Below are 16,002 nucleotides of genomic sequence, written 5' to 3'. Positions count from 1 at the left end.
AGGATAGGCGAAGCCTTCGACGCAAGATTTCATTCACTCGCCGCCTGCAACGACCGAATGCTGAATCATTCTGCGATCAAGGCGCGTTCCCGGCAAGTAGACAACCGGTCGCGGCACTGCCGGCGCCGGTAGTCTCCATTCCTTGTACTTCTCAAGAACGCTGGGAACATAGTTCTGTGTTTCCCGAAATGGCGGAATTCGGTTTCCGTATTTCTGGACAGCGCCTTCGCCGGCGTTATATGCGGCCAAGGCGAGATCAAGGCGATCTTCGAACATATCCAGCAGATCTCTCAAATAACGAGTGCCTGCACGAAGATTTTCTTCATGGGATTTACCTGGCACCGTCACCCCATAGCGCAAAGCCGTACCAGGCATAAGTTGCATCAGACCAGTCGCGCCCTTTGGCGAAACGGCGCTCTGGCGATGGCCAGACTCCACGGAAATCAAAGCATGCACGAGAGCAGGATCAAGATTGCTTGACTTGGCCGCAGCTGAAATCGCACTGGAATAGGGTAGCCGCGCCAGCGCTGGCATCTCCGCTGTCGCGGAACTTGGGGCACTTGGCACCCGAAAGCTTGGGGACAATCGATAAACGTCATTACCGTTGACTTGCATCTGGTACGGAGACCCCTGAGTCTGCCTCCCGAAACCTACCGATTCGGCCATTGCGAAAACCGGCGCAAGTGCAAATCCAATAGCAACTCCAAGTACACAGTACCGATTGACCTTCCGGCTGCCATTCAAAGTATGAACCGCAATCATGATCGACAAACGCCCTGCCTTTGCAGTTACCTGTTTTATAATGATAACTTAGATACTACTGGGTTACTTGGGCACAAACGGACTAGTCCATACGGGCTATTGACCGGGGCCTATCCAGTGAATATTCTGCAACCAGATGCAAAGGCAGGCAGTCATTGAGAAACGCTTAGGAGTCATACCATGAAAAACATAGTTATCCGGAACATTGCCGTGGCGGCCTTGGCAGCATCGACGGCTTCCTTTGCCCTTGCGGCTCCACTTGGAATTCAGGCTGGCGACACAATCAAGCTAAGTTCGAATCCGTGGGGTGGAGTAAACGGTGGCGGTGAGTTCCTCGCAAGCGCTCTGACGGGAAACTCACCTTCGTTCCAGACATTTTGCGTGGAGTACTCGGAACACTTCTACTACGACAAACCGCTACTTGTCTCGAAGGTGAATCACGGCGCCAAGAACGGCGGTGCGGGCGGGAGCGTGATTGACCCACTGGGTGATCCCGACGGCCCTGGCCCTTACAACAACAAGTGGGATCCGATCAGCGACAAGACCGCTTACCTCTTCACCAAGTTCACCAACCATACGCTATCTGGCTACGACTGGAATGGCACCGTGGCAGAGCATAAGCTGGACAGCGCGGCGCTGCAACTCGCGATCTGGTACCTCGAGGGCGAAATTTCGTCGACTGTCAATACATCCGTGTACAACCTCTATACAAGTAATACCCGGGCAACCGGGTGGGTAGCGGAAGCAAATCAGAATGCCACTGGTTGGAACGGCCAGGTGCGGGTACTGAACCTCCTGCGTGAAAGCACCCCCTTCTCCGGCAACTTCGACACGGTTGCTCAGGACCAGCTCTATCTAGCTCCGATTCCCGAACCAGAAACCTATGCAATGATGTTGGCCGGGCTTGGTCTGATCGGGTTTGTCGCGGGGCGACGCCGTCGCAAACTGAGCTAAACTATTTAAAAACAAGCCCTGCGATGCAGGGCTTGTTTTTTTTGCTCCATGCCATCTAGGGCGTTGTAGCTTTTCCGTTCGGCGACCCGTTTAATTCCCGGCCGGCACGGCGAACGGCTTCGAGTGCATCGCGAACTCTTCTAGGATCCTGCTCTCGAATACCCTCCGCCAAGGCTTGTGTGGCATCGCGTCGAACCTCTGCATAATGCCGCAACCGTTCCAGTGTAGCTGCGGATGGAACATCGGGACTAACATGCAAGCCAGAGAGCTGCTCAAAGCTTTGCTCATAGGATTGCACGACCTCGGCTTCGATTCGACCCGCGAGTTGATCAAACGATGCACCTGGCGCTGATCCATTCTCGGAAAGCAATGCACGGAGTTTGGCATTGGTTTTCAAGTCCGCGCCTATGAACTCGCGAATCTCGCTACGGGCCAGTTGCTCATCGGACCAAGGGTAACGAGGTTTGGGAATGCTGGAAATAAGAGCAGCGATTGCCAGCGCGAACGCTATGGTAACAACGCGTTGCGAGCGTTCTCGCCCCGAGCCACTACTCGGGACGCTCACCAATAGAATATAGCTGGAAGCAACGCCTGCAAGCAGTCCACCGAAGTGGGCTGCATTGTCGATTCCGGGTACCAACATACCGAAACTCAAGGCAAGAAGTGAAAAGGCGCTTGCACCCCAGAACATCCAGCGGAATTCAACAGTATGCAGACGCCTTCTTTCCGACACGAGAAAGACGAGCAACGCGCCATATATTCCAAAAACCGCTCCGGAAGCGCCACCTGATACGGCGCGATCTCCATGAAGAATCAGCGACACAAGATTTCCAGTAAGTCCGCTGACGAAATAGATTGCGACAAACCGACTTATGCCGAATAGTCGCTCAACAAGCCGGCCGACATCCCAAAGCGCCGCCATATTCATCAAGAGATGAACGACTCCAAAATGCAGGAACATCGCGGTTGCCAATCGCCACCATTCTCCATCGGTTGTCGCTGGAGCAAAATTCGCGCCCCATGCCAACTGCAGGGAGTCCGACGATTGCGAGGAGCTCGCACTGACAACAATCATCGCCGCAGCGACCAACAGGTTCGAAACGACCAAACACGAAGTAGCAGAAATCCACGCACGTCTGCCACGTAGTGGTTCAAGCACCGGCAAATCGTTCTTCCGTGGATCGACGAAAACTCGTTCTTTCATGCGTAATTGCTTTCCGATGAAGTCAAAACGGTTTCGATTGCGGCGGGGGCGAGATGTTCAGCTACACTCAGTCCGTCACGTAAGTACACAACAAACCTGCTCAACTTCGTCGAATTAATGACCTTAGCAAAATCAATCCTGTGTTGCAGTCTGCTCATCCCGGCGATGACGATATCACCTGCCGTTTATTCGCTGGACGCGATGCAACTTGCTGTGATTATCAACTCGAACGATCCACTGAGTGTCCAGGTCGGCGAATACTACGCGGCTCAACGCCGAATTTCCTTCCAGAACATAATTCGGGTCAAGCTTCCCACTGATAGGACCGAGCTAACTCCCGATGAGTTCGAGGCCGTCAAGCGTGCCGTCGATTCGAAGACAAGGAGCAGCATCCAGGCGTTCGCCCTTGCTTGGGCAACTCCTTACCGAGTCGGCTGCATGTCGATAACTTCAGCATTTGCGTTTGGTTATGATCCGGCGTTTTGTGAGCCCGGATGCAAGCCGACGAGGCCGAATCCATATTTCAATTCCCCAAGTCAGCGACCCTTTGCACACTTTGGAATTCGACCGGCGATGGCAATCGCTGGACTATCGTTCGAACAATCCAAAGCGCTTATTGACAGGGGCGTGGATGCAGACGGATCGTTTCCTGAAGGCACCGCCTATCTGCTTTCTACCTCTGACGAAACCAGGAACGTCCGCAGTTCGCTCTACCCACTGGCGAAGCGAGTATTTGCCAAGGAAAAAATTCGAGTATTTGCGCTAAAACGGAATGACATAAAGTATGTCGATGATGTATTGTTCTATTTCACCGGACTGGCAAATGTCACACACTTGGAGACGCTCGGCTTCGTTCCCGGCGCAATCGCCGACCACTTGACGTCATCGGGCGGACGGCTTACTGAAAACAGCGGCCAAATGAGCGCGTTGCGCTGGCTGGAGGCAGGCGCCACAGGAAGTTACGGTACGGTGGTGGAACCCTGCAACTTGCTGCAAAAGTTTCCAAATCCGGCGGTGCTTGCATCACGCTACCTGAAAGGCGAAACAATGATAGAAGCATACTGGAAAAGTGTCGCAATGCCTGGGCAAGGACTTTTCATCGGTGAGCCGTTGGCCGCCCCGTTCCGGACCAAGAAATCGGATTGACTGCTGCAATATTGGAGTTTACTGATGACTTACAGCGCTTCGCAGATTCGCAGCAATCCGGTTCTGGCGCGAGCCATTCCGTTCCTGCTTTTTATCGCGTTCTTGATGGCTAATTCCGCGCTCGCACCCGTTGCGGCTTCCATTGGGATATCACTGTCATGGCTTGCGGTGATTCGCGGTGTGATTGTTGCCTTGGTACTTGCCTGGTTTTGGCGCAGTTACACCGAACTGAGGAACACGGAAGCCGTTTCCACAACTCACTGGTTAGTGTCGATTGGCGCCGGAGTCGCGGTATTCGTTATCTGGATTGAATGGGGCCAGTCCGGCGCCGTCGTAACCCATTCGGAACGATTTGTCCCGCTCCTGCCTGACGGCAGCATGGACTGGCCAAAGGCCCTCCTACGATTGGCCGGGCTCGCATTGGTCGTCCCCGTCATGGAAGAGCTTTTCTGGCGCTCGCTCATCTTGCGCTGGATCGATCAACATGATTTTCTGTCACTGTCGCCAAGGCGGGTAGGTCTCGGCGCTTTCGTAATCACGACTGCCTTGTTCGCGGTGGAGCATGATAGTTGGATGGCCGGCGCGATCGCGGGCATCACCTACAATGCGTTATATATGTGGTCCCGCAACCTTTGGATTCCCATCGTTTCACACGCCGTGACGAACGGCGCATTGGGGATTTGGATTTTGGCTACGCGAAACTGGAACTATTGGTAACCTGCCTCCGGCAGAAGCATCGCCACAAAACTGAAGACTTCCGGCAAATGACCGGTCAAACCAGAGGCGTCGCGAAAAAGGTATCGGCTGCGTTCTTCGCCATCTGCACCTGTTTCCGCGACTGTTCCAGACGCTCCTGAGCACGGCGGCGTTGCTCGATGGCAAACCGCAACAATGCATAGCTTATTGTTGCCACGGCGATGAAGTTCAGCGTAAGGAACAAGAGCGTGGTGCGCGTCGTGACGATCGGCTTCTGGATCATCATGGGATCGGCAAGGTAATAGTCCACGCCACCCGAGATCGCCGTAAGGGCAATCCACGCGATAAACCATCCTAGAGACTCCCGAGCGCCAATACACAAGATTGCACCAATGGGCGCTAGCGCACCCCAGAGGATCACTCCACTGGAAACAATCAAGTTGCCAGCCGACCACTGCGCAAAAAAAGGAAGAAACAGGAAAAGACCAAACTGGGTGATGCGAAAAAAATCAAAGTGCCGCGTGTAGATATACAGGAGCACGTTTCCAATAAGCACCAACTGAAACAGCAATGGAAGATCGCTGGAGAAATTAAGGCCGAGCAGGTTGTAAACGGCGACCCAAACCATCATCATCAAGCACACCAGTCCCGTCGCCAGCATCAGCAGGGATTTGTTAAGTCGTAGTTCCTCGCTGTCCCCCGGCTCAATGCCGGCCGACCTCAATCGGTCCGAGAAGCTGCTTGAAGTAGGCACTGAATTCATTCTGTCGAACTGTCGAGTTCAAAATAACAGGAGTCTAGCTTAACAAAGTGTCCTGAAATTGCCAACCATCGAGCGGGCCATCGGATGGCAGCAATATGCAGAACAAACCGATCAGGAAAAAGCATCGCCGATGATTTGATCGGGAATGAAAGCTGGGGCGCAATTGTCGATCACTGTAAAATGGCCCTTACTCAGGATCAGCGCGTACAAAAAGACTTGCCCAATGAAAGTTGATAGGCCATATGTTCGACCAGCGTCTTGGCGCACGGCCTCTTGCTTCGCTGGCCGGTCAGGAGCAGCTAGTGGCAACACATACGCGGTAGCGTGAAACTGGCTCGATAGCATCGAACCAAACGTTAACAGCCCTTACAAGAAAGGTCACGCAATAGACACAAATGCCGTTCAGCGCCAGTTGAACAGCATCACGCCCAATGGCGGTTTTTCAAGGGTGTACCACTTGCCGCTCGTCTACCAAATTCTGGTAGGCGCGATTGGACTCGAACCAACGACCCCCACCATGTCAAGGTGGTGCTCTAACCAGCTGAGCTACGCGCCTGCGAAAGAGCGCGCATTGTAGTCGCGTCACCGGCGAAGTCAACCCGACGATCGCCGCCCGACAACTGAAAGCCCATGTCAGTCATGGCGCAACGCTAGATACGCATATACACCAGGTCTGCAAGCTGCGCACTGGTCGAGACACCTATCCTGGCCGCGCTGCAGCAAGGAGAACTGCAGCAAGGAGAACTTGACAGAATATATGCGTTCTGGGCGAAATTTCGCGCGACCAGCCTCGTTTCCAGGGCAATCGCATGAAGATCATGCCAAGCCGAGGAGCTGAGCGCGATAGAGATCGGAGGTGGCGGCGATGAGTCTGCGGGCTTTGATGCCACCCTTGCGTTTGATGGGATCAAGGCGGATCAGGTTGAGAGTGATGTGCTTGAGGACAGCGAGATTGTGAGCGGCATGCCCGGTACGGGCGCGCATCTGATCGTCGGCGAAGACGACATCCATGCACCAATGCAAGCTGTTCTCTACCGCCCAATGGGCGCGCACGGCTTTGGCCAGTCGCGCGGCATCAGCGGGCAGGCTGCTGATGTAGAAGCGTTGCTCGAAGGACGTCTCGCCGTTGATACAGCGCTCCGACTCGATCACCGCGAAGGATTTCAGATCGGGCCATTGCTCGGGTTTCGCCAGGCAGTCCAGTTGATCGAAGGTGAAACAGCGACGGGTTTCGAGCCGACCATGATCCTTCTCAACCGATTCAGCCACCCCGTGCGGGGTGCGCTCCGGCGCCGCCTTGAACCGGGCAACGAAGTCGCGCATCGACTCGGCCAATGTCGGCTGATTGTCCTTTATCGCCAGAATGTAGTCCGCCCCCCGATCCCGGATGGCCTGCGCAATGTTGGCCTGGGTGCCCATGGCATCGATGGTGACGATGCAGCCATCCAACGCCAAGGTGGCCAGAAGCTCCGGAATCGCCGTCTTCTCGTTCGACTTCTCCGCCGTCGCCCGTTGCCCCAGTACCAGCCCAGCACCGGCGGCAAAGGCGCTGACCAGATGCAGCGGCGTGGCATCCACCTTGCCCGAGCGTCGGCTGGTCTTGCCGTCAATGGCGACGACCGTGTCCGGCCCCAGCGCCGGCAGAATCGCACCGACCCAGCGCTGGAACGCCGCTTCGAATTCGTCCGGGTTAATCAAGCCGAACAGGCGTCCGAAGGTGTCATGGGATGGAATGCCGTTCTCCAGCCTCAGGTAGCCGCGCAACCAATCCAGCCTTTCTTTCGCCCACAACTCAATCTCGACGAACGTGTCGGCTCCGACCAGCACGGCATTGACCGCGACCACCAGCAGGTCGACCAAGTCATGCTCAACTTTTCCCGCCTGACGGGGATCCGTGATCGTTACGAATACATCCGCCAAACGCAGTTGATTTCCTGTCTCCATGGAGATTCCCAAAAAGACAGAAAACTACACAAATCAATCCCCTGTGAACAGCCCCCTTGCAACCTCTTGATCGTCAACGGGTATTTCGGGCGTCCACGACAGCGTCATTCATGCGATTGCCCTGGCCTCGTTTCGTGCCAACAGGGCGAAGGTCGAGCCCAGTAAGTATAATCACTGAAAAAAAAGGGACGGTCGAACTTGAACGCACTTTCGCCAGATGTTGATCGCAAACTTGCCACGGCCGTCGAGCGGATGCCAGCGTTCCCGCGAAGTGTGCAGCGGATCCTCGAACTTACCCGCAGCATCAACTGCCTCCCCAAGGATATCGTCGCCGTGATCGAAAAAGATCCGGTAATGACGATGAAAATCTTCAAACTCATCAATTCCGCGCACTACAACCTACCCAACAAGATCACCTCGATAGGCCAGTCGGTGGTCTATCTCGGGATCAATACGATCAAGAACCTTGCACTTGGATTTGCAGCTGCCGGCATTCTTCCGCGCATGAACGTCGATGGTTTCGATGTCCAGCGCTACCTTCTGCATTCGCTAGTGGTGGCCGGCGTTGCTCGGCAACTTGGGGGCCAGTTTGCGAAGGATGAAGTCGATCCCGGCGATTGCTACGTCGCTGGACTGCTTCACGATTTCGGCAAGGTTGTCTCCGCGCAGTTCCTGGCGGCCGAATTCCACAGGGCGCTGGAATACTCGTCAGAGCACTCGGTCCCCCTGCACGAAGCCGAACGTCTGGTTATAGGCGTCGATCACGGGGTAATTGGTGCCCTGCTGGCGAAGCGTTGGGCGTTCTCGGAACTCATGGTCGACCTGATTCGCGATCATCACGACTCAAGCGCGCCCACCTCCGCCGCGCTGGATTGCCTGCGGGTTGCCGACCAGGTGGTGCGTTACAACCAGATCGGCGACAGCGGCAATCCGTGGCGCGATTCCGAACCTGCGGCGGCACCAGAGCGTTTCGGTGAGGACATCGAGTCGCTGGTGGTCCAAATGGGCTCGCTCGACCGAATCGTTGCGGAGGCACGCATGTTCGCGCAACTCGCCAACGAGGGATGAACGTAAAGCCATGAAGATCCGATTCTGGGGCGTCCGTGGCTCGATTCCCTCGCCGGGACCGCAGACCCAGCGCTACGGCGGAAACACGACGTGCATTGAAGTGCGCGGCGACGACGGCACACTAATCATCCTCGACGCCGGTACGGGAATATTTCCGCTGGCGCAGCAACTGCTTGGGCAATTGCCGATACAGACCAACGTATTCTTGACGCATACCCACTGGGACCATATCCAGGGCTTGCCGTTCTTCACCCCACTCTATATTCCAGGCAATTCGGTACGCATTCACGGCGGTTACGACATCGTCTCCGGGCGCGGAATCGACCAGGTGATGGAAGTGCAACTGCAATACAGCTACTTCCCCGTGCGCGAGGCGGAAATGAACGCGAGGATCGAATACCGGACCGTCGCGGCGGGCGAACCGGTCAATGTGGGCGATGTCGTGGTAACCCCGCTGCTACTCAACCATCCGGTGGTCAATTTCGGCTACCGCGTGGATTGCAGTGGCAAGTCGGCATTTTTTACCGGTGACCACGAACCCTGGCCGAACATCTACGACCCGAAGGACGAGGAACATCCCGGATACCAGCAGATGATCGACCAGTTGCAGGGACAACTGGACCAAGCCTTGGCAGGCCTGGACCTAATGATTGCGGATAGTTCCTATACCTCGTCCGAATACCCGACCAAGGTCGGCTGGGGGCATGGTACGCTGGAAGGCAGCATCCACTGGGCGCGCCGCCTTGGAGTCAAAACCCTGGTGTGTACCCATCATGAGCCGACGCGGTCGGATGACGCCCTGGACAAGGCATTTGCGCAGGCGTGCGCAACTACCGGCCATCGGCCCGACGAACCCGGGGTGCCGAGGGTTCTGCTAGCCCGAGAAGGGCTTGAACTGGTTCTGTAATCGGTACTGAACAACCGACCGGAGGTTTCAGGTCTCGCGGCGATTGTTGCCGCATCCGCCGTTGCTGCCCGGCACGGCGGGCCTGAGGGATTTCGGCCAGAGCCACGGTCAAGGGTCGAATCCGAGAAGGGGGGAATGCGGAAATTTTCCCGTGATCCTCTGCTTTGCCGCGTGCGAGCACGTCCCGGACTACGTATTTTCCGCAGTTTGTCGCGTAATTCACGGATAAACAAGTGCGGTCCTTTTTGCGAGGATAGTTCCCACGGAAGTCATAGACGCCTCGCGGCTGCAACGTCCATGGCGACGTCCCCTAAACGGAGCAGTTCCCCCGCCCCGGCAACCAAGGAAGATGAATATTTTCTCGCCACCGTCCAAACCCAGGCACGATGCATGGAAGCCATGGAATATGGCCCATTTCGGCGATGCGGACAGCGTCGGTGGAAATTCTGCGGGCGCTGGAAAATCGGGATCTCAAGCGAGTTTGGCGAAATCCGACCACCATGGCGATCCAGGAGTCGCCATCCTCCGTGAAACAGCGCGCCAGGAGGGCTACCGTGCCGGGTTCGAATCCGGTCGCACCGATGGGCTAAAGGCTGGCCACGAAGCCGCCGGCGAAGCAGCAAGGGAACTCGCCGAGCGAATGGCGACGGCCATCTCCGGCTTGGAAACCGGCATCGCCGACATCGAACGCGTGCTCGCCGACGACGTCCTGGCGTTGTCACTCGAGATCGCACGCAAAGTCATTGGTCAGGCGATCACCGTGCAGCCGGAACTGATCCTGGGAACCATACGCGCTGCATTGGCGCAATTGCCGGCACATCAGGCAGCGATCCACCTCAACCCAGACGACGTGGCGCTGCTTCGCAAGCATTCCGAGGAGCAGTTGACACGCGTCGGCCACCGTATCCAGATAGACCTCCAACTCGCCCGTGGCGACGTGGTGGTCGATTCAGGGGGAGCCCACATCGACTCCCGTGTTGCGACGCGCTGGCAAAGGGTGATCGCCGCCCTTGACCAGGACACACCGTGGGTGATTGCCGCTGAATCCGAGCGATCATGAACCTCCAACGAATCGCAGGATTTCTCGACCAGTGCCGCAGCCCTGTCGCGGCGGCGCAAGCTTGGCAGATCGCCGGCCGGCTGACGCGAATCAACGGGCTGGTGATGGAAGCCTCCGGCCTCAAGCTACCGCTCGGCTCGATGGTTCGCATCGAGACCCCGGGGGCGGGAACCGTCGAAGCCGAGATCGTGGGATTCGCCGGCGACCGCTTGTTCATGATGCCAGCCGAAGATGTCTATGGCCTGGCGCCAGGTGCCCTGGTCTGGCCGCAGGAGGCACCTGTCGTCGCCCCCGTCCTGGGCCAGCGCCTGCCCGCCAAGCGCCGCTCTGCGGATCGCACCAAGCACCTGCCGGTCGGAGACGAACTTCTGGGGCGGGTGGTCGATGCCAATGGGCGCCAATTGGACAATCTCGGTCCGCTGGTCACCAATCACCGGCATTCACTTGCAAGCCGGCCGCTGAATCCCTTGCTGCGGGAGCCGATTCGGCAAAGCATGGACGTCGGCATCCGTGCCATCAACGGTCTGTTGACCGTGGGTCGCGGACAGCGACTGGGCCTGTTTTCGGGGTCCGGAGTCGGTAAGAGCGTATTGCTCGGGATGATGGCGAGGTATACCCAGGCAGACCGCATCGTGGTCGGCCTGATCGGCGAACGCGGACGCGAAGTTCAGGAGTTTCTCGAACAGAATCTTGGCCAGGAAGGTCGCGCGCGTTCGGTGGTGGTGGCCGCGCCAGCGGACGTCAGCCCCTTGCTCAGGTTGCAGGGTGCGTCCTACGCCACGGCGATCGCCGAGCATTTCCGCGACGAAGGCCGCCATGTGCTCCTGATCATGGATTCGCTCACTCGCTACGCGATGGCGCAGCGCGAAATCGCGCTTGCGGTTGGCGAACCGCCGGTCACCCGCGGGTATCCGCCTTCCGTTTTCGCGCGTTTGCCGCAGCTCGTCGAACGCGCAGGCAACGGTCCCGCCGGCGGTGGTTCGATCACGGCGTTCTACACCGTCCTCACCGAAGGCGACGATCCGCAGGATCCCATCGCCGACTCCGCGCGCGCCATACTCGATGGCCATATCGTTCTGGACCGCCGCCTGGCGGACGCCGGCCACTATCCGGCGATCGACATCGAGCAGTCGATCTCACGCGCAATGAACCAGCTCAACAGTCCGGAGCAACTCGAACTGGCGCGCCAATTCAAACAGCTCTATTCGCGGCATCAGCGCGCCCGCGACCTGATCGCCGTCGGCGCGTATTCAGCCGGTTCGGACCTTCTGCTCGACAGGGCCATCGCGCTGTACCCGAAACTCGAAGCCTTCCTGCAACAGCGAATCGACGAACGTGCCGACGGCGCCACGACGGGTCGCCGACTGGGCGAACTGCTTGCGCCGTGACCCCCGAATGCCGTAAATCCAATTCGAGTATCCCGCCATGGCCACGACCTTCCCGCTGCAAACGCTGCTTGACCTGTCCCAGTTGCACCTGGACCAGGCAACACGCGAACTTGGCGAACTGATCGCCGGCGAACATCAGGCATCGACGCGTTACGCCCTTCTGGTCCGCTATCGCGACGAATACCACAGTCGCTTCCTTGTTGCGGCGGAGAACGGCCTCGGACTCAGCGAGTGGAGCAACTACACGCGCTTCATTGCCCGCATCGATGACGCGATCGTCACCGCGGCGCAGTCCGTTACCCTTACGCAGCAGCGTACCCTCGCGGGCCAACAGGACTGGATGGGAAAACAAGGGCGGGTAAAGGCCTTCAGCACTCTGGCGGACAGGCATCATGCGGTTCTCGTCGGGGAAGAGCGTCGGGCCGAGCAAAAAGCCAGCGACGAGTACGGCGCCAGAAGCTTCTCGAGCAAGAGCGACAGCGCGAACACCGGTCAAGCCGCTGCCGCCGCATTATCGAACGCGAACCAGTCTCGCTGATTGCGTGGCATAGAGTTTGCGTGGGCGTGTGCATGACTGTCCAACCGGAAAGAAACCGCACATGGCAACCATCTTGAACGCATCGCCGGCCGCGAGTGCCCCGAACCCGTCCGCGAACCGTGGCGACGAAACGCGGGGTCGCGAGAATGGCGGCAACGAATCCGGCCCTGCTACGACCGTCACTTTTGCCGCTGTCCTCAAATCCCGAAGCAATCAAGCCGCATCCGCCAATGGCGGGAGGCCCGCGACGGCAAAAGACGGGAGTAGCGCAGTGGCGGCAGGAAAGGATGGTGCCGCCACGACTCAAGGCATCGGTGATACCCCCCCGTTCCCCACCCTGCTCAGCTTGGCCGTAACCGATCAGCCGGTTACGAGCGATCCCACCTCGCAGGCGGCCACGTCGCCAGACTCCATCATCGTGTCCGATGCGGTGAATCCGGCGACGCCGGCATTGGCCGGACTCACGCCGGCGGGCCAGACTGCCGAGCAGACCAGAACTCCTGCGGTAGCGGCGCACAGTGCCTTCGCCCTGGAATCTTCCGAAGGCACGCTGCCGGGAACCGTGCCCACGATGGCTGCCGACGCCGTGGCGCCAGCGCCGACTCTTGGAAATACCGAGGCGCGTGGTGGGAAACGCGAGGACACCCCCCAGCGCAGCGCTCAATCACCGGTTGTTCCTTTCGACCGCAAGGCTCCTGCGGAGAAGCTTGCCGTCGAGCCGGCAATTTCTGCCGAAACGGTGCGGCCCGATTCCCGGGCAAACTCACAAGTGGAAGGCGGCGCGGACTTCCGCAGCATGCTGGACCGGTTTACCGGCACTCCAGCCAATGCCACGCCGCAGGCCAGCGGAAACACGCCCGCCACGGCGCCACCGCCGAGCGTCAGGATCGAAACCGGCTTCGGACAGGCCGGGTGGAACCACGAAATGGGCGAGAAGCTGACCTGGATGGTCGGCAATGGCCGTCAGCAGGCGGATCTCGTCCTCAATCCGCCGCAACTGGGACGCATCGAAGTCACCATGGTTGTCGAGGGGGACAACGTAAGCGCGAGCTTTGCATCGCCCAATGCGGTGGTACGCGAGGCGCTCGAAAACTCCATGTCGCGCCTGCGCGAAGTCCTGGCCGAGGCGGGTGTCGCCCTGGGCAATGCGTATGTCGGCGCGGAGAGCCGGCAAGATGCCGGCACAATGTGGCAGAAGGACGATCGCAATGCGCCCGGCAATCGATTCGGCGAATCCAATGCGGCTTCCGTCGAAGCGCTGGCAAGCGGGTCCATTTGGCGCAGCGGCATCGGCCGTGGCATGGTCGACGTCTTTGCCTGAGCGCGGTCGGCGTACGCGAGTGCCGGAGTACATTCCCGTGAAGCGGCCGATCTGCCAAGATGCGAAGCGCGCGCATACCCTCAATCAAGACCGACAGGAAATTTCCGGAGAACTTTAGATGGCCGATGCAAAAAAAGCCGAAGCTGAAACCGCAGCAACTCCACCCAAGAAGAAAGGCAAGTGGATGGTGTTCGCGCTGATCGGCGTTGCCTGCCTTGCCCTGGGTGGAGGCGCCGCGTTCTTCCTGCTGAAGAAGCCGGCGCCAACCGGCGACGAGGCAACCGAAGCGGCTACCAAGGAACCTGCGAAGAAGAAAAAGGCTGAACCGGGCGCCCCCCCGGTTTTCTACAAGTTCGACAAGGCGTTCACGGTAAAGCTGCAAACCGAGCAGCAGGAGGCCTACCTGCAGGCGGAAGTCCAGCTGAAGCTGCTGGATTCGCAGGGCCTGGAACTGATGAAGCAGTTCGAGCCCGAACTCAAACACCGCATGACCCTGGCGCTGATGAACAACAAGGCGTCCATGCTCTCCACCGCTACTGGCGTGCAGCGCCTTGCCAACGAGTTACGCGACATCGCCAACCGGGTCATTGACCCGACGGCCCAGAAGGCCAAACCCCCAGCCGACGCCAAGCCAGCCACCGAAGCCAGCCCGGCTGCCGAGGCGGCGGCCGCGCCACCCGCCGACGCTGCCGACCCCGGTGCCCCCGTACAATCCGTGCTATTCTCAAGCTTCATCATTCAGTAACACATCGTCCGTTTGGGGCGTTGAATCGAATGGCCCAGGATTTTCTCTCCCAGGAAGAAGTCGACGCGCTGCTCAAGGGCGTCGCCGGTGAGCCGGACGAAGTAGCCGCAGAGGCGGGTGATGTCGGCGGCGTCAGACCCTATGATCTTGGACGCCAGGAGCGGATTGTTCGCGGCCGCATGCCGACGATGGAACTCATCAACGAGCGCTTCGCGCGTTACCTGCGCATCGGCCTGTTCAACTACATGCACAAGGGCGTCGAAGTTTCGGTCGCACCGATCAAGGTGCAGAAGTACAGCGAGTTCATCCGCAATTTGGTGGTACCCACCAACCTCAATCTGATCCAGGCCAAACCGCTGCGCGGCACCGGCCTGATCGTGATGGACCCCAACCTCGTCTTCCTCGTGGTCGACAACATGTTCGGCGGGGACGGCCGCTTCCATACCCGCGTCGAGGGCCGCGACTTCACACCCACCGAGCAGCGCATCATCCAGAACCTGCTCGAGGTCGTCTTCGAGGAGTACCAGAAGGCTTGGCAGCCGGTGTATCCGCTGAGCTTCGAATATGTGCGTTCCGAGATGAACACCCAGTTCGCCAACATCGCGACGCCCTCCGAAGTGGTGATCTCTATCACGTTCAACCTCGAATTCGCCGGCAACACCTCGGAACTTCATATCTGCCTGCCCTATTCGATGATCGAACCGATCCGCGACATGCTGCACAGTTCCATGCATAGCGAACAGACCGGAACGGACAGTCGCTGGACCGGCATGCTGACCCGCCAGTTGCAAACCGCCGAAGTGGAACTGGTCGCGACGCTGGGTACCACCACCCTGACTTTTGGCCAGATCGTCGCGATGAAGGTCGGCGACGTGATTCCGCTGACGATTGAGGCGACCATGCGGGCGGCGGTTGACGGGGTGCCCGTCGTCGAGTCGCGCTACGGCGTCCACAACGGTCAATACGCACTCAAGATCGAACGCTTCCTCGCGGAGGCGGAAACATGATTATCATGACCGACGTCCCGTTTGCCTCAACGATGTCTGGAGCATGAAATGAACGACCCCACCGCCGCCGAACAGCAGGTTTCCGATGATGACTGGGCCGCCGCCATGGGCGAACAAGCCGCGGCCGAGGCGCAACCTGCACCCGGCGTCCAGCCGGCACAGATATTCGAGCAGTTTTCCGAAGATGCCGGGGGTTCCCAGGCCCCGCGCGGCTTCGACATGATCATGGACATCCCCGTCGCGTTGACGGTGGAACTGGGGCGCACCAAGATTTCGATCCGCAACCTGCTGCAGCTAGCGCACGGATCGGTCGTCGAACTTGACGGACTGGCCGGCGAGCCAATGGACGTCCTGATCAATGGCACGCTGATCGCCCAGGGCGAGGTGGTGGTCGTCAATGACAAGTTCGGCATCCGCCTGACAGACATCATTACCCCCCAGGAACGCATCCGCAAGCTTAATCGCTGATAAGTCGGCGCTTAGCCCCTTTGCTTGCGCG

16 protein-coding genes and 1 tRNA gene are annotated in these 16,002 nt (G+C 58.6%); 12 read left to right on the top strand and 5 right to left on the bottom strand.

Features of this window, described 5'->3' with window-relative positions; genetic code table 11:
* Window positions 1–33 precede the first annotated feature (33 nt).
* On the bottom strand, window positions 34–534 hold the full coding sequence (locus J0M27_RS08825; protein ID WP_294990077.1) for a lytic transglycosylase domain-containing protein: 501 nt from the start codon (window positions 532–534) through the stop codon (window positions 34–36).
* 408 nt (window positions 535–942) lie between these two features.
* Between J0M27_RS08825 and J0M27_RS08820 the strand changes: the two genes are divergently transcribed.
* Window positions 943–1,716: a PEP-CTERM sorting domain-containing protein gene (locus tag J0M27_RS08820; protein WP_294990074.1), complete on the top strand. Its 774-nt coding sequence runs from the start codon at window positions 943–945 to the stop codon at window positions 1,714–1,716.
* A gap of 55 nt (window positions 1,717–1,771) precedes the next feature.
* Here the strand turns inward: J0M27_RS08820 and J0M27_RS08815 are convergent, their stop codons facing one another.
* Entirely contained in the window at window positions 1,772–2,920 is a 1,149-nt protein-coding gene (locus J0M27_RS08815) for a rhomboid family intramembrane serine protease (protein ID WP_294990071.1), read from the bottom strand.
* Window positions 2,921–2,926: 6 nt separating this feature from the next.
* Here J0M27_RS08815 and J0M27_RS08810 point away from each other — a divergent pair, with 6 nt between their 5' ends.
* Together J0M27_RS08810 and J0M27_RS08805 are read left to right on the top strand one after the other, a co-directional pair.
* Window positions 2,927–4,066, top strand: a complete 1,140-nt coding sequence (locus J0M27_RS08810; protein WP_294990067.1) for a TIGR03790 family protein — start codon at window positions 2,927–2,929, stop codon at window positions 4,064–4,066.
* Between the two features lie 24 nt (window positions 4,067–4,090).
* Window positions 4,091–4,783, top strand: coding sequence for a CAAX prenyl protease-related protein (locus J0M27_RS08805; protein ID WP_294990065.1), 693 nt, complete (start codon window positions 4,091–4,093; stop codon window positions 4,781–4,783).
* 55 nt (window positions 4,784–4,838) lie between these two features.
* Here J0M27_RS08805 and J0M27_RS08800 read toward each other — a convergent pair whose 3' ends face one another.
* The 3 genes from J0M27_RS08800 to J0M27_RS08790 all read right to left on the bottom strand — a co-directional run bounded on the left by J0M27_RS08800 (window position 4,839) and on the right by J0M27_RS08790 (window position 7,469).
* A complete protein-coding gene (locus J0M27_RS08800; protein ID WP_294990062.1) occupies window positions 4,839–5,516 on the bottom strand; it encodes a hypothetical protein in 678 nt (225 codons plus the stop codon).
* A gap of 488 nt (window positions 5,517–6,004) precedes the next feature.
* A tRNA-Val gene (locus tag J0M27_RS08795) sits at window positions 6,005–6,081 on the bottom strand.
* Between the two features lie 260 nt (window positions 6,082–6,341).
* Window positions 6,342–7,469, bottom strand: a complete 1,128-nt coding sequence (locus J0M27_RS08790) for an ISAs1 family transposase (protein WP_294990059.1) — start codon at window positions 7,467–7,469, stop codon at window positions 6,342–6,344.
* Window positions 7,470–7,667: 198 nt separating this feature from the next.
* On the opposite strand from J0M27_RS08790, the gene J0M27_RS08785 reads away from it, so the two are divergent.
* From J0M27_RS08785 to fliN, 9 genes are all read left to right on the top strand, one after another.
* Window positions 7,668–8,537 (top strand): HDOD domain-containing protein, encoded by an 870-nt coding sequence (locus J0M27_RS08785; RefSeq protein WP_294990056.1) that lies wholly within the window; start codon window positions 7,668–7,670, stop codon window positions 8,535–8,537.
* 10 nt (window positions 8,538–8,547) lie between these two features.
* Window positions 8,548–9,444: an MBL fold metallo-hydrolase gene (locus tag J0M27_RS08780; RefSeq protein WP_294990053.1), complete on the top strand. Its 897-nt coding sequence runs from the start codon at window positions 8,548–8,550 to the stop codon at window positions 9,442–9,444.
* A 406-nt stretch (window positions 9,445–9,850) separates the two neighbouring features.
* Window positions 9,851–10,504 carry a FliH/SctL family protein gene (locus tag J0M27_RS08775; RefSeq protein WP_294990050.1) on the top strand — a complete coding sequence of 218 codons (654 nt, stop codon included), beginning with the start codon at window positions 9,851–9,853 and terminating at the stop codon, window positions 10,502–10,504.
* Window positions 10,501–11,892 (top strand): flagellar protein export ATPase FliI, encoded by a 1,392-nt coding sequence (gene fliI, locus J0M27_RS08770; RefSeq protein ID WP_294990047.1) that lies wholly within the window; start codon window positions 10,501–10,503, stop codon window positions 11,890–11,892. The genes J0M27_RS08775 and fliI overlap by 4 nt, the downstream gene beginning before the upstream one ends.
* Window positions 11,893–11,929: 37 nt before the next feature.
* On the top strand, window positions 11,930–12,430 hold the full coding sequence (gene fliJ / locus J0M27_RS08765) for a flagellar export protein FliJ (protein WP_294990043.1): 501 nt from the start codon (window positions 11,930–11,932) through the stop codon (window positions 12,428–12,430).
* A gap of 16 nt (window positions 12,431–12,446) precedes the next feature.
* Window positions 12,447–13,751, top strand: coding sequence for a flagellar hook-length control protein FliK (locus tag J0M27_RS08760; protein ID WP_294990040.1), 1,305 nt, complete (start codon window positions 12,447–12,449; stop codon window positions 13,749–13,751).
* Between the two features lie 118 nt (window positions 13,752–13,869).
* The gene (locus J0M27_RS08755) at window positions 13,870–14,496 is read left to right on the top strand and encodes a flagellar basal body-associated FliL family protein (RefSeq protein WP_294990037.1); all 627 of its coding nucleotides are present in this window, start codon (window positions 13,870–13,872) and stop codon (window positions 14,494–14,496) included.
* 29 nt (window positions 14,497–14,525) lie between these two features.
* On the top strand, window positions 14,526–15,503 hold the full coding sequence (gene fliM, locus J0M27_RS08750; RefSeq protein WP_294990034.1) for a flagellar motor switch protein FliM: 978 nt from the start codon (window positions 14,526–14,528) through the stop codon (window positions 15,501–15,503).
* Window positions 15,504–15,551: 48 nt separating this feature from the next.
* Window positions 15,552–15,971: a flagellar motor switch protein FliN gene (gene fliN / locus J0M27_RS08745; protein ID WP_294990030.1), complete on the top strand. Its 420-nt coding sequence runs from the start codon at window positions 15,552–15,554 to the stop codon at window positions 15,969–15,971.
* Window positions 15,972–16,002: the final 31 nt, after the last annotated feature.

It is taken from the genome of Sulfuritalea sp., assembly GCF_017302275.1.
Taxonomy (GTDB): domain Bacteria; phylum Pseudomonadota; class Gammaproteobacteria; order Burkholderiales; family Rhodocyclaceae; genus Sulfuritalea.
Note: the sequence above shows the minus strand (reverse complement) of the source record. Positions and strands in the feature narration are given on the sequence as shown.